Source organism: Alteromonas algae (genome assembly GCF_049117195.1).
Taxonomy (GTDB): Bacteria; Pseudomonadota; Gammaproteobacteria; order Enterobacterales; family Alteromonadaceae; genus Alteromonas.
In genome coordinates this window covers 3,143,022-3,156,551 of record NZ_CP185260.1, presented here as the reverse complement: position 1 = coordinate 3,156,551, position 13,530 = coordinate 3,143,022, and the positions used below count along the sequence as shown (strand labels likewise).

Sequence of the window (13,530 nt, the reverse complement as noted above, 5' to 3'; positions counted from 1 at the left end):
ATGCTTGATATTAAACCTATACTCAGTGCATTACGTCGCTCGAAAGCGGGGGCGGTTTTATTATTCCTTCAGGTAGCGTTAACCACGGCCATTGTAAGTAATGCCGCCTTTATGATTAACGATAACCTAACTTACTTAAACGAGGACACCGGTTACCCTCAGCAAGAAATATTCAGCTTTACCGTCATGACCTTTGGTAAAGATATCGACCTAAGCCAACAAGCGGAGGTTGATGAAGCAATGATAAGAAATATCCCAGGCGTAATTAATGCCTCATTATCTCAGGCTGTTCCACTATCTGGTGGCGGCTCTTCGACATCGGTTAGGTTAAAGCCGCTTCCCCAGCCGTCTAAAGAAGCGCGTTTGGCTTACTATTATGGAGATGAAAATGCACTTGAGACCTTTGGTGTAAAACTCATAGCCGGAAGAAATTTTAGGCCTGAGGAAGTAATGATAACTGATAATTTTCATGACAATGGCCCTAACACCATCATTATAAGCAACATGCTTGCGGAAAGCTTATTCGACGAAGGGACGGGGCTGGGTGAGTCAATCCGTGTTAACGGCAGGGCGCTTGAAGTCATTGGCATAGTCGATGTAATGGAAAGTGCATGGCCCCGCGCTGAAGATAGCGGCACAACGGGAATCATCCCCTTTATCAATGCGCAAAATTATCAGCATTTCTTGGTAAGAACAGAGGCGAACGAACGCGCCACTATTATGAAGCTTATAGAAGAGAAAATGCTTCAAGCGTATAACAAGCGTGTCATTATCAATGTGGATGGGCTTGATGAAAGCAAAGACAATTATGATGCAACGGATGTATTAATGATGCGTATGCTCATGGTGCTGGTGGTGATATTAGTATTGGTGACGGCCCTTGGTATCTTTGGTCTGACACAGTTCAATATTAGCAAACGAACCAAGCAAATCGGCACTCGTCGCGCGCTTGGTGCGCGTAAATCGGCTATTGTGCGTTATTTCTTGGTAGAAAATGCCATAGTATGTGCGGTAGGGTTGGTGCTTGGCAGCGTCGCGGCGATATTTTTAGGTAGGGCATTGATGCAGACGTATTCTATTGATGCGCTTGAAATACAGTATGTTGTTGTGACAGCGTTGTTTATGCTTGCTGTAAGTCTGCTGGCGGTGGTGGTGCCTGCTGTTCGTGCGGCAAATATTTCACCGAGTATTGCCACTCGCAGCATTTAACGAACCACGCCCTTTTAAGCTCAAAAGGGCGTGTAAGCAACGTAAATCAAACAATAGCGATAAATGGAATAGACAGGGATAAAATGACGAAGATTTTACTAGTAGATGACAATGTTGCCGTGCTGGAAGCGTTGTCGCTGCTACTAGAGATACACGGGTATCACACTGTCACCGCTACGACGCCGAAAGAAGCGTTGCAGGTTGTTAACTACCAGTCGGTGTCACTGGTTATTCAAGATATGAATTTTAGTGCTGACACCACATCGGGTGATGAAGGGCGAGCGCTATTTAACGCAATTCGCGAGCTTAACCCATTATTACCCATTGTTTTAATTACCGCCTGGACAGAGCTTGAACAAGCGGTTGAGCTTGTCAAAGCAGGGGCGGCCGACTATATCCCAAAACCATGGGATGACGCGAAGTTAGTTACCACGGTTAGCAACCTCATTGCCTTGGGAGAAGCCAACACGCAAAACAAAGTTTTGCAGCAACAAACCAACGTATCAGTTAGCGCTAAACAGGCCGGTGAACAAGTAGGGTTAATCTACGAAAGTGGTGCCATGCAACGGGTTGTTGATATGGCATTGCAAGTGGCGAAGTCTGATGTGCCTGTGTTAATCACAGGGCCTAATGGCAGTGGTAAAGAAAAAATCGCTGAACTTATTCAGCGGCATTCATCGCTTTATAAAGCACCGTTCGTTAAGGTTAATGCTGGTGCGTTGCCGCAAGAGCTTATTGAGGCTGAACTTTTCGGCGCAGAAGCAGGGGCATTTACTAGCGCCAACAAAAGCCGTATTGGTCGTTTTGAAGCTGCAAACGACGGTACGCTGTTTTTAGATGAAATTGGCAATTTGCCGCTATCTGGCCAGGTTAAGTTACTTAGGGTGCTGCAAACCGGTGAGTTTGAAAAGCTAGGCTCGGTTAAAACGCAGCATACCAATGTGCGTATCATTTCGGCGACGAATTCTAACTTAGTTTCAGATATTGCAAAGGGTGAGTTTCGCGAAGATTTGTTCTATCGGTTAAACGTAATTGAAATTAATGTGCCCCCCCTTTGTCATCGAGGAAATGATGCGTTGGCCTTAGTTAACCACTTTTTACCTGGCCGCGAATTAAGTTTAACTGCACAACAAGCCATCAGTCAGCACGCTTGGCCGGGTAATGTGAGAGAGCTAGAAAATGCATGCAGGCGAGTAAGTATTTTACACCCTGAAGGTGTGCTTGACGCTGACGCTTTTGGGTTAGTTGCAGAGGCAAACCAAGGGCAAACTACTCGTGGTGCTATCATCGAACCGAACCAAGCAGAAATAGAGGCGGCGTTAGTTAATTTTAACGGTGTAATTGCAAAGGTTGCTAAACATTTTGGTCTGTCTCGACAGGCTCTATACCGTCGATTAGACAAATACTCGATAGATTACAAGTCGTGAGAAACGTTCGTCATACACTTATTGCAGCAGCCATGGCCGCTACCGCTATTGGTATTTCGCCACTGCTTTTTATCGTCACTTTGGCTATTCAAAGTAAAGTGTTAATCGCCATTGTCTCTCTCGGTGTAAGTTGGTTTTGCGCTTATTTTATGACCGCAAAAATCAATCACAATTTACAAGCACTTGAAGTAGGGTTACTTAACTTCAAAGATGGAGAATACGCGTCAACCTTAGCATGTACGTCTAATGATGAATTTGGCAAGTTGTGTACGCTTTTCAATGTGACAGCAGACACGCTTCGCAAAGAGAAACAGTGGCTTCATCAGCGTGAGCTTATGTTAGACAAAGTATTGCAAAGCTCTCCCGATGTACTGCTACTTGTGAATGACAATCGCCATATTGTCTTCAGTAATTACCAAGCACGTCGCTTCTTCGATACCGCGCATCGTTTAGAGGGCGCTTTACTTGATGAGGTGTTAGAGGGAAAGCCTACAGCACTTAGCGATATGATGTCAGACAGTAAAGAAGGCCTATTTACTTTGCCCATCGACGATAAGGGGATTGAAACATGGCACGTAGCAAAGGGAACATTTTTATTAAACAACCAGCCCCACAGGTTGTTTATTCTTAAACAAATGACGCGAGAATTAAACAGACAAGAAGTGTCGGTATGGAAGAAGGTAATCCGGGTAATAAGTCATGAACTAAACAACTCATTAGGGCCTATTTCTAGCTTGCTACACAGCGGTAAAATAGTCGGAAAGCAAAACGATGATCCCCGCCTGGTTCGTGTTTTTCAAACAATGGAAGAGCGAATTGCACACTTGAATCAGTTTGTCCAAGGCTATGGCAAGTTTGCAAAACTGCCATCGCCTCATTTCGATACCATTAATTGGCATGATATTTTAGCGCAGCTTTCGCAGCAGTATCCGTTTATGCTGACGATGCCGGAGCCGGTGCCATTTCAAGCTGATGCCGTGCAGCTTGAGCAGTTACTTATTAATTTGCTAAAAAATGCGCAGGAAGCGGGGGGGGCCGAAGAAGACATTGAGTTGGTAATTAAACAAAACTCTACTCAAGTTATTATTGAGGTACTCGACGGCGGGAAAGGCATGTCGGACAGTGTAATGGCAAACGCGCTTGTGCCTTTCTACTCTACTAAAGCAAATGGAAGTGGTCTTGGCCTTGCACTGTGCCGAGAGATAACAGACGCGCACCGCGGGCACTTAATCATTCAAAATAGGCAGCATCGAGGCTTATGTGTGCGCTTGATTTTCGAAAAATAAGCGAGGTGTTTCAGCGTGTTGGAATATCATGGTGCGGTAAAAATAGCGTGTCTAGCAACTAACTCAAGTAGTATTCACTCTCTGTTAATCAGTTTTTAATCTCGTACAAAAGTTTATGTAATCAGTACCTTGTATCCTTTAGTCATGGCAGTGCAACTATTACCAATTTGCACATGCTGACAGGCATCTTGCCTATCATGAACTGAAGGAGTTCTGTAATGAATACGATGAAAGTACTACGTTCAAAAATTTGCGTTGCAACCACAGCACTATTGCTTGTAACAGGGTGCAGCGCAGTTGCCACCCCTCAATATTCAAATGCTGTTAAAAAGGCCGACAGCGCTCTTCCTGCGTCTGCTTTAGATAATGCGCTACTTTATTCCAACGCATGTATTACCGAGCGAGAAGTCATCACCGCGCAGAAAATGTGGGGTGACGGAATTGTCAGAATAGGTCGAGTATTCTCAGAGGGAGGCGACTATTCAAATGAAGCCGCTGACTTTATTCAAGACATGTATGGCTATGATTTAAGTAGCGTATTGTTTAAGCCTACTCTGGCTGCTAACGATCAATTCCGTTCAAGTTTTGATGCCGCCTTATCGTATTTTGTTGGCGGGAACGATGCGTACGCAGAAGACAAAGGATTTGCGATTAAACCGTATACCAATGTGAAGTTCGATAATGTTGGCATTATCAATAATAGCTGCAGAATGGCAGTGGCAATGGGGAATTACTTTTTTACGGGCACCGACGGAGGCGAAACGAAAGTAGAGTATACCTTTGCGTATGTAAAAGACAGTGAAGGCGACTTACGCGTTGTAGCACACCAATCGTCGTTACCTTACAACCCTGCAAACAACTAACACAGGGTAAACACCCAGGCGAGTATCGTCAGTAATGTCGTTAAAAAATGGGACCCGGTGAAGCCTGCATTATTTATGCAGGCTCGCGGGATAACGAGCAACGCATGGTTACGACGGGCTATCGCTCTTCATTAACCATGCATAGGCACTTGTAAAGGCAGTTTCTTGAAACTGTTTTAATCCGGTCTCTGAAAAGGGTACCGCTATCGGGTTTCGACGCAAGGATTCTTTAATGTCAGTAGGGCTAAATACTACTACCTCTAACCCTTCAATTAACTCAATCGCAGCCTCAAGCTTAAAGCCTATAGCGCTTCCAGCAAACTTACCTTTGCTTTGACGCTGACGAATTATCACCGCATCGATTTTGTAGTCAGCAACCAATTTAGCGAACGTGCTTTGAAAGCTTTTGAGCCCTTTTGCACTGGTGTCGGCTAATGTCAAACGACGTGTACGACAGTCAGGAACGTGAAACAAGCCATCTATCAATGACAATAAACAAACCGTTGCCTCATTGCCTTTTAAATCTACACCACAAACTTTCATATAAATTCCTATTTGTATTTACCCGTTATTATACCCTGTTTTGGCAGTGATATAGATTAACACTCATTTTTCTTTGTTTGGGCGGCATGCGAGTCTGAAAAAAGAAACAAATCTGCGTTTAAAGTTTTGGTGAATGACTCAGCATGGTAGTTAGGCTGTCCGCATCGACCGGCTTCGAATAGAAGAAGCCCTGTAAATACTTGCACCCATGAGCGTTAAAGAAATCTACCTGTTGCTGCGTTTCAATCCCCTCTGCAATACATGCTATTTTCAAGCTCTCTGCCATTCTAAGTATGGCTAATACAATCCCTTCGTTACCTTGGTTAGTACCGACGTCGTCTACAAAGCTTTTGTCTATTTTAAGCACGTCGATAGGAAAATCTTTCAAATACCTCAACGATGAGTACCCCGTACCAAAATCGTCTAAGGCGATAATAAAGCCATGTTTTTTAATTATCGAGACAGCCTTCATTGCTTCTTCGTAGTTGGACATCAATGAACTTTCGGTAATTTCAAACCTTATTGCGTTTGTTGAAATATTGTGCCGTTTCAATAGGGCAATAATTTCATCAATCTTTGCGGGCTTTGAAATATGCAAAGCACTAAGGTTAATTGATAGGTAAAGTGCATGTTGTTGCCATCGCGCCCCACTTAAAAGAGGTATCGCTTTTTCAAGAACTTGAATGGTCATATCTTCGATGAAGCCAATGCTTTCTGCAACAGGAATAAACACATCTGGCGGCGTCATTCCGTTTTCATTTGGCCATCTCATCAGTAATTCAAAGCCGCTAATCGCGCCGTCTTTTGCATGTACGACGGGCTGGTAAAAACCAGTAAAGAGATCGTTGAGATACGCTTGTTTTATAGCATTTTCTAGTTGTAAGCGCGTTTGCGCTTTTTCATTCATATGCTTCGTAAAGTATTGGAAGTTATTACTGCCTAGCTCCTTGGCATAATACATTGCAATATCAGCATTTTTTAGCAATTCGGCTGGAGTGCTTGCGTCCTCGGGGTACAGTGAAATGCCTATGCTAGCAGAGACACTCACGATTTGATTGGCCAATGAGACGCTCTTCGCTAACTCTCTAATCATTTTGCTAGCTAGTCGGTTAATATCTTCTTCAGCCTCTACCTTTTCAATCATTACTACAAACTCATCGCCGCCCAGGCGTGCGACGGTATCTGATTGACGCAATATCTTTTCTAATCGTTTGCCTATTACTTTTAATAATATATCGCCTGCATCATGTCCTAAGCTGTCATTAATTTGTTTAAACCGATCTAGGTCGATAAAAAATAAACACAAAGATGTTTTATCAATTAGTGCCTGGTCAAAAGCGTGTTGAATTCGGTCAAGTAATAGGGAGCGATTTGGTAAACCGGTTAGACTATCGTAATTAGCAAGCTGAACCAGGGCTGCTTGTGCATCTTTCTGCTGTGTTATATCAGAGAAGATAACTAAGTACCGGCTGATTTCATTGCTATCATTTGCGCTGCAAACAGCGGTCACGCCAGCATTGACAACATATTTCCTACCCATCAAGCTTTCAATCTCAGCCTCGCCATTCCAGTGGCCGTTAGGGGGAAGATCACGCATTTTATTTAACAGCACTTTTAATGTGGCTTTTTGTTGGAAAAAGACCTTACTAAGTTGCTCTGAAATATCCTTATTAGCGGATATATGTAGCGCCTCTTTTACAGATTGGTTTGCAATAATGGGCTTTAATTGATTATCGAAAATGACAACCCAATCTCTAGTGTGTTCAAACGCTTCTCCAAACAACTGGGCTTTCGTTTGTGTATCGATTGATTCTGTAATGTTGGAATAGGTACCCGTTAGGCGTTTTCCTTCGTTACCGGTATCGTCGGAAACTAACGCGCCAACGTCGCGGTACCATTCAAACTGACCGTTTTGTGCTTTCAGCCTGTAGGTGATATCAATATGTTTTATTTCCCCTAACAGCACACCTTGCCATAGCATTTCAAAAGCATGAAGATCATGCTTGTGGATAAGTTGGCAGTGTTCTTCAAACGTGAGTTTATCTGATGGGGTAGGGTAGCCTAACTCACTCTCTATTCTGTCTTGCGTAATAAGGTTAGTTTCTTCGCGCCAGTCCCATACCTTTGTGTTACTGGCAGTAAGGGCCATAGAGAGGCGGTTCTTATTTTTTAACACGTCTAGATGCGCTGCTTTGAGCCTATTTCGATGTGATTTTCGGCGTTTAAAGATGACCGCAATAAGCGCAATGGCCAATAGCACGTAAACCGTATAGGCAAATGGTGATGCAAAAGGTGGGTAGGCAACCGATATACGCAATACTGAACTTGGGCCCGCCGTATTGGTGGCTTTGTCAAACATGCTCACGCTAAAGGTATACTGACCGGGTTCAAGCCGAGGAAACGTCACTTCTGTCAGTTTACTAGGGGGGTAATCGATATCGACGCTGCCCGCTAATGTGTATTTAAAATAACCCGAGTTTGTAGGGTCGTACCGCATGTCTGAGTAATTGATCGTGAGGCCAATATCGTCGTACTGAAGCGCAATATCTTTGTCATTTTTGCGACCTATACCAAGTGGTATTTCGCGTGATATTAACCGAGCATCGGTGATAAGCACTGTTGTTGAGTTGTCTGCATCATTCGTGAAGTCGCGAGGATCAAAAAGCGTAAACCCTTTCTGAGAACCAAACACCAGATTATCGTTTATTAGCTTTTTTCGTGCCCCCCAGGAAAATTCGTTAGTGATCAACCCCTCTTTTGTGGTGTATTGCGTTAAGGCCAGTGTGGAAGCGTTTAGTTTCAGCAGCCCCATGTGACTGGCCATCCAGAGGTTGTCATCCTTGTCTTTAATTAAACTGAAAATAATATTGGTAGGAAGTAAATTTGACGAGTCAAAAAAATACTGTTGCTCGTACGTATTTTCGTCGATTCCGTAAAGCCCGTGGCCGGGATAGCTTATCCAAAGTATTCCATGATCGTCTATCACGGCATCAGTAGGCTGAATAACATACTCGCCTTGAACGTTTCGTGCTTCGTGAATTTTGGTGAGTGACCGTGTGTTGAAGGAGTAACGCCACAATGCTCCCGTCATAGAGATTAAAACACTTTCTTGACTTGACGAGTAATCGGGAAGAAACGTGTAGAACTGTTCTGGGTTCAGCGAGGACGATAACGTCTCATCTTGCAGCAAAATATTTCGCGCATTGTCTAGCCGGTAAAATCCGTCCTCTGCGGCCACAAGGTAATTATTATCGAATAGCCGAAGAATATCATATGCTTTATCACTACCTAACACGCTATTGGATTGCGAACTTAACGGTAGTGGTATGGCTTTTTTTTGCTTCAAATCGAATTTGACGAGCCCTTCGTAGGTGACTAACCATACCCAGTCATCTTCGCCTTCTCTAATAATAAAAACTGAGCTTGATGAAGCAACAGCTTTTCGGTCATCAGTGACTAAAAATTGTTCTATCTTGCCCGATTTCAGGTTGTACAGATTTAATCCATTGTTAGTACCGACCCACAGATTTTGCTCATCTTGAACATGTAAATCGTTAACCGTATTTTCGCTTAGTTGCTCAGGTGAAATTTTATCAGCAAAGATATTTGTGAACGCGACAGACTTCGGGTTCCACAATAATACACCCGACGAATTCGTTGAAAGCCACAGTTGCCCGGTTGGGGTGGCGATAATATCGGTTATGTTATTGTCTGTAATTAACAGGTTTGAATCTGATGGTTTAAATAAATGGTTTATTTTCTCGGTGGAAACATCGAAAAGATAAAGCCCATCGTTGGTAGCTAAATAATACTCGTTACCGCTATAACTGAGCATGGCCCATATGTTTAACGAAGGTATTACCTGAGTGGCTTGAGGCAACATTGTGCTATCTGTGCTCGCATAGGTAACTACGTCATCAATACTAAATTTAAAAAGCCCTTCAACAGTGCCCAGCCATAGCTGCCCTGCGGAATCGGTGATAATTAATTTTGCATTCAATTTATCTTTATTGGTTTCAGTATCAGCAACATATTGTATAGCTTTAGTTGCCTGAGTCGGAAAGTGGTAGGTATATAAACCTTGCGAAGTAGCGATGAATAGCACATCGCCCTGCAGTTTTATATTACGAATAATCGTGTCTTCAGAGAGTCCTAACTTTGGTAGTTGTAAATCAAATATGCTTTTCCACGTTCCAGTGTCGAGATTAAACTCAACGATCATATGGTCGAAAGCTATGTAGACGATGTTGCCAGGACCAGAAATGAAGTGGGATACATATTGATACCACGCGGGCTGATTTTTATACTTTATCGCTAGTTCCCGCTTACTTTCCCCTGTTTCCCCGTCAACTCTGTAGACCCCGCTACTATAGGTACTCACCCACAGATCGTTATTTTGGTCCTGAAATAAGGAGTAAATTCCATCGTCTGCAAATTCATTGGAAAGGCCGACATAGCGCTTGTTAAAATAACCGTCGTAACGATTCAACCCTGTCCCAGTGGCAATCCATAGGAACCCATCGTTATCAAGTAACACATCATTGATAAAATCTTGAGATAAACCATTCTCGGTTGACAACTGACCAAACCGAGGTGCTTTAACTAAGGGCTGCGCATTAATGTAAAAGCTTAATAAGCAGACAAATAATAAAAGGGCAATAATCGTATTGTTATTTTTCATTTTTAACGTTTATCACGGAAAAGTGTCTCAGTAGGGTACATTATAATGGTAGCTGTTTTTGCCGCCGCCATATAGTCAGAGCATAGTGGTCGTTGCTTTTAACAAAAATGATAACTTTCACAGCTCACTAAACGCAGCGCTCTATCTATCAGAGTTACTGCCGAACAGTATATCTGCCGCGCTAACGAAAGTAATGTAGACTTAATGGTAAATATTTGAGCGCTGAGACTTATGAAAAAAAATGTGACGAATCTACTGAGGCTATTGGCGGGAATAGTGACGCTCTCAAGCATTTATTTTTTTGCGCCGTGGGAGGCGGGCTTGTATTATTTGCGGCCTCTTTCGCATACATTGCAGCAAGAGGTCGACTTATTTGTTGAACAAGGTGTCGACGGTGTTATTGTTTATGTCGACAAAAAAGGCGAAGAACCAGCTTATTACAGCAGTGGCCTGGATAATCGTGTTAATCAAACGCCTATTCGCCCGGATGCGTTGTTTAAAATTGCAAGCATTGCAAAACTCTACGATGCCGCTGCTATCACCAAACTTGTCGGTGAGGGTAAGGTCGCATTGGACGGTTATTTGTCAGACTATCTTCCTTTGATTTCAGCGCGTATCGAACATGCTGATGCTATTACCATACGTATGCTTATTCAGCATCGCAGCGGCATCCCTAATTATACCGACCATGCGCGCTATCACTGGGGTGAATTAGATGTAGATATTATGGATTTGGTGTTAGATCAGCCAGCAGATTTTAAACCCAATACCGATTATGCCTATTCCAACAGTAATTATTTGTTAATACAGAAGATTATTACTGAGGTAACCGGGGCGCCGCATGGGGAATATATACAGCAAACGTTGTTAGCGCCATTGGGGCTTTCACATACCTTCTTTTCTATCAATGACGTTAGCAAAGAAAGGGTTATTAGTGGCTACCACGTTGGGTACGAAGACGATTTACGTCATTTGGATCACGGGTATTTATCGACAGCAAAGGACGTATCTATTTTCTTAAGAGCCTTAAACGAAGGCACCTTTTTTAGTGATAAGGAAAAGCAAATTTATACGTCGCTGTATGAATATGACCATACTGGTTGGGTATTAGGCTATCAAAGTATTGCTCGATATCACGAGCAAGAAGACATGGTTGTCATTCAATTTGTAAGCACGACGGGGAATGACATTGTTATGCTTACCAATATCCTGTACGACCGTGTGATGCATATTTTGCGCGCTAAGTAGGTACGCCATTGGCTACATCTAAAAAGCAACAGGCAGTACCATCGCTAAACGATATGTACTGCCAATAAAATGCGAGTGAATCGAGGCTTAGTAAGTGCACCTTTTATTCATAAAGACACACCCGCGGACTGCTATTAAGGCTTAATTTTAACTAGCCAATTGTGCGTGTCTTCAGCTTTGCCCCACTGAATATCGTTCAAGGCTTGGCGTAGCTTCATTGTTATCGGGCCTGCTTCTCCGTTACCTACCTGATATTCTTTATTGTTATGAATGAGTGTACCAACCGGCGTAAGCACTGCTGCTGTACCCGACAGCGCTGCCTCTGCGCCAGGCTTGGCTGCGCGCTCTAGTAATTCGCTTACGGTAAGCTCTCTTTCACTTACCGTCATACCGTGGTCTTTCGCAAGTTGTAACACCGTTGCGCGAGTAACGCCGTGCAAGAAGCTTGAATCTAATCCCTTAGTGATGATTTCGTTGCCATCAATTAGTAAGAAATTTGCAGCGCCGGTTTCCTGTACGTCACCGTTTGGACAAAATAGAATTTGGTCGGCTTGCACTTCTTCTCTGGCTTTTAGAATAGGAGGCAATGCGCTAGCGTAGTTACCACCACTTTTCACCATACCCATGTGCGGCGCACAGCGCATACCTGTTTCATCTAGCAACAGGCGTAGCGGCTTTAGGCCTCCGGCAAAATAATCACCTACCGGTGATAAAAGCACGTATAGCATTGAAGTGGCTGAAGGAGCGGCTGCTTTTCCTATAGAGGCTTCAGTACCTACATGCGTTGGGCGAATATACATTGAGCCTGGAGGCTCAGGTACTTCTGAGCTGTACTTCGATACCACGTCGATAATCATTGCTTCTACTTGCGCTTTATCTATTTCAGGCAAGTTCAGTAGACGGCTACTTTGAGCAAAGCGTTCGATGTTTTTATCCATACGAAAAATGTTGATACTGCCATCTTCGTGCTTAAATGCCTTAAGCCCTTCAAAACAGGTGCTTGAGTAATGAAGAACATGCGCGCCAGGGTGCATTTGTATGGCGTCTGAATTGACAAACTCTGTTTCAGACCATGCGTCGTTCTCAAAACGGGTAAGCGCCATTTCAGGCATGAATACGGTACCGAATACGGCCATTGGGGTTTCCTGTTAATGTGTTCTCAAAAATACTGAGGTGAGTTTATCAAAAATTGTCCTGTTTGCTAAAACAAAACGAAAAGAAGACATAACCTAAACATTGCTTTTTCTTTACATACCGCGTGAGTCGCCAATATCTAACGAAAAATGTTCCGCAGCGTGGTGTTATTTCGTGCCAGTGAGTAATGCTTTTTTTGATTGTAAAACGTCTACCAAATACTGCATTAATAACTTGATTCGGGGGGACTCTCTAAGTTCAGGATGCGTGAGTACCCATATATCTGGTTGTTTCAATACTTTTGCGCCGGGCAAACGTATCAAGCTAGGATGGTTTTCAGCCATAAAGCACGCCGCTCTGGACATACCATGTCCAGCCTCTAGTGCCTTAAAGCGCGTGACGATATCACTAATGGTTAACCCGATTGGCGCTTCAGGAAAGGGGGAGTCAGCTAACCACTCAGACCAAACCTCCTGCGTACTAGGCGCAATCCATCTGCGTTTTTCAGGCGGGGTGTCTGAGAAATAGGCGTGTTGTGAATAATAAGACAACGAATAAGCAAAAAGGCGTCGGCCGACAAGGTGATCGGGTAATGTATTCACGGCGCGGATGGCGATATCGGCTTCAGATTTGTCTAAATTAACTATTTTTGTCGAGCAATTAATATTTAACGATATTTCAGGGTAGCGCTTGGCAAATTCAGCTAACGGCTCAAGTAGAAGGTATTGCGCCATTGCTTCTGCAAGCGATAATGTAATCGGGCCTGCAAGGGTGTCACCTTTTACCCTATCAATTCTATCCGTGGTAACGACAACTTGTTCTATCCTTTGAGCTACATTGATGAGCTGCTGACCCAGTGGTGTCGGCCGATAGCCAGAAGCGCATTTCTCAAAGACAATACCTTGTCTTCTTTTATGCAACAGCTCTAACCGCCTTGCTACGGTTGTATGTGTTGTTCCAAGCATTAGGCTTGCTCCGCGCAACGTTTTAGCTCGGTGTAAGGCCAGTATCAGTAAGTAGTCGTTCCAATCTTCCATTGGAACGATAATGCACCAACCAAAATAAAAAACAAGCCTCGTTAAAAATTAAGCAATCACTACACTAGTGGCTCATTTTATTTTTCGTTAATGCTAATAATT

9 protein-coding genes are annotated in these 13,530 nt (G+C 43.4%); 5 read left to right on the top strand and 4 right to left on the bottom strand.

What is annotated here, in order from left to right:
- From ACOJRU_RS14090 to ACOJRU_RS14075, 4 genes are all read left to right on the top strand, one after another.
- Positions 1-1,209, top strand: coding sequence for an ABC transporter permease (locus ACOJRU_RS14090; protein ID WP_421132373.1), 1,209 nt, complete (start codon positions 1-3; stop codon positions 1,207-1,209).
- Positions 1,210-1,292: 83 nt separating this feature from the next.
- Positions 1,293-2,636 (top strand): sigma-54-dependent transcriptional regulator, encoded by a 1,344-nt coding sequence (locus ACOJRU_RS14085; protein ID WP_421132372.1) that lies wholly within the window; start codon positions 1,293-1,295, stop codon positions 2,634-2,636.
- Positions 2,633-3,922, top strand: coding sequence for a sensor histidine kinase (locus ACOJRU_RS14080; protein ID WP_421132371.1), 1,290 nt, complete (start codon positions 2,633-2,635; stop codon positions 3,920-3,922). Before ACOJRU_RS14085 ends, ACOJRU_RS14080 begins: the two co-directional genes overlap by 4 nt.
- A 218-nt stretch (positions 3,923-4,140) precedes the next feature.
- Positions 4,141-4,785 (top strand): phosphoribosyl-AMP cyclohydrolase, encoded by a 645-nt coding sequence (locus tag ACOJRU_RS14075; protein ID WP_421132370.1) that lies wholly within the window; start codon positions 4,141-4,143, stop codon positions 4,783-4,785.
- Between the two features lie 108 nt (positions 4,786-4,893).
- Here ACOJRU_RS14075 and ACOJRU_RS14070 read toward each other — a convergent pair whose 3' ends face one another.
- On the bottom strand, positions 4,894-5,328 hold the full coding sequence (locus ACOJRU_RS14070) for a DUF3010 family protein (protein WP_421132369.1): 435 nt from the start codon (positions 5,326-5,328) through the stop codon (positions 4,894-4,896).
- A gap of 118 nt (positions 5,329-5,446) precedes the next feature.
- A complete protein-coding gene (locus ACOJRU_RS14065) occupies positions 5,447-10,009 on the bottom strand; it encodes an EAL domain-containing protein (protein WP_421132368.1) in 4,563 nt (1,520 codons plus the stop codon).
- A 231-nt stretch (positions 10,010-10,240) separates the two neighbouring features.
- On the opposite strand from ACOJRU_RS14065, the gene ACOJRU_RS14060 reads away from it, so the two are divergent.
- Complete coding sequence (locus tag ACOJRU_RS14060; protein ID WP_421132367.1) at positions 10,241-11,257, top strand: serine hydrolase domain-containing protein; 1,017 nt, start codon at positions 10,241-10,243, stop codon at positions 11,255-11,257.
- 134 nt (positions 11,258-11,391) lie between these two features.
- Here ACOJRU_RS14060 and ACOJRU_RS14055 read toward each other — a convergent pair whose 3' ends face one another.
- Positions 11,392-12,393: a branched-chain amino acid aminotransferase gene (locus ACOJRU_RS14055; RefSeq protein WP_421132366.1), complete on the bottom strand. Its 1,002-nt coding sequence runs from the start codon at positions 12,391-12,393 to the stop codon at positions 11,392-11,394.
- Between the two features lie 165 nt (positions 12,394-12,558).
- Positions 12,559-13,428, bottom strand: a complete 870-nt coding sequence (locus ACOJRU_RS14050; protein ID WP_421132365.1) for a LysR family transcriptional regulator — start codon at positions 13,426-13,428, stop codon at positions 12,559-12,561.
- Between the last annotated feature and the right edge of the window lie 102 nt (positions 13,429-13,530).

Coding starts and splice junctions, on each gene's coding strand:
- ACOJRU_RS14090 (WP_421132373.1), top strand. CDS start 1: ATGCTTGATATTAAACCTATACTCAGTGCATTACGTCGCTCGAAAGCG.
- ACOJRU_RS14085 (WP_421132372.1), top strand. CDS start 1,293: ATGACGAAGATTTTACTAGTAGATGACAATGTTGCCGTGCTGGAAGCG.
- ACOJRU_RS14075 (WP_421132370.1), top strand. CDS start 4,141: ATGAATACGATGAAAGTACTACGTTCAAAAATTTGCGTTGCAACCACA.
- ACOJRU_RS14070 (WP_421132369.1), bottom strand. CDS start 5,328: ATGAAAGTTTGTGGTGTAGATTTAAAAGGCAATGAGGCAACGGTTTGT.
- ACOJRU_RS14065 (WP_421132368.1), bottom strand. CDS start 10,009: ATGAAAAATAACAATACGATTATTGCCCTTTTATTATTTGTCTGCTTA.
- ACOJRU_RS14060 (WP_421132367.1), top strand. CDS start 10,241: ATGAAAAAAAATGTGACGAATCTACTGAGGCTATTGGCGGGAATAGTG.
- ACOJRU_RS14055 (WP_421132366.1), bottom strand. CDS start 12,393: ATGGCCGTATTCGGTACCGTATTCATGCCTGAAATGGCGCTTACCCGT.
- ACOJRU_RS14050 (WP_421132365.1), bottom strand. CDS start 13,428: ATGGAAGATTGGAACGACTACTTACTGATACTGGCCTTACACCGAGCT.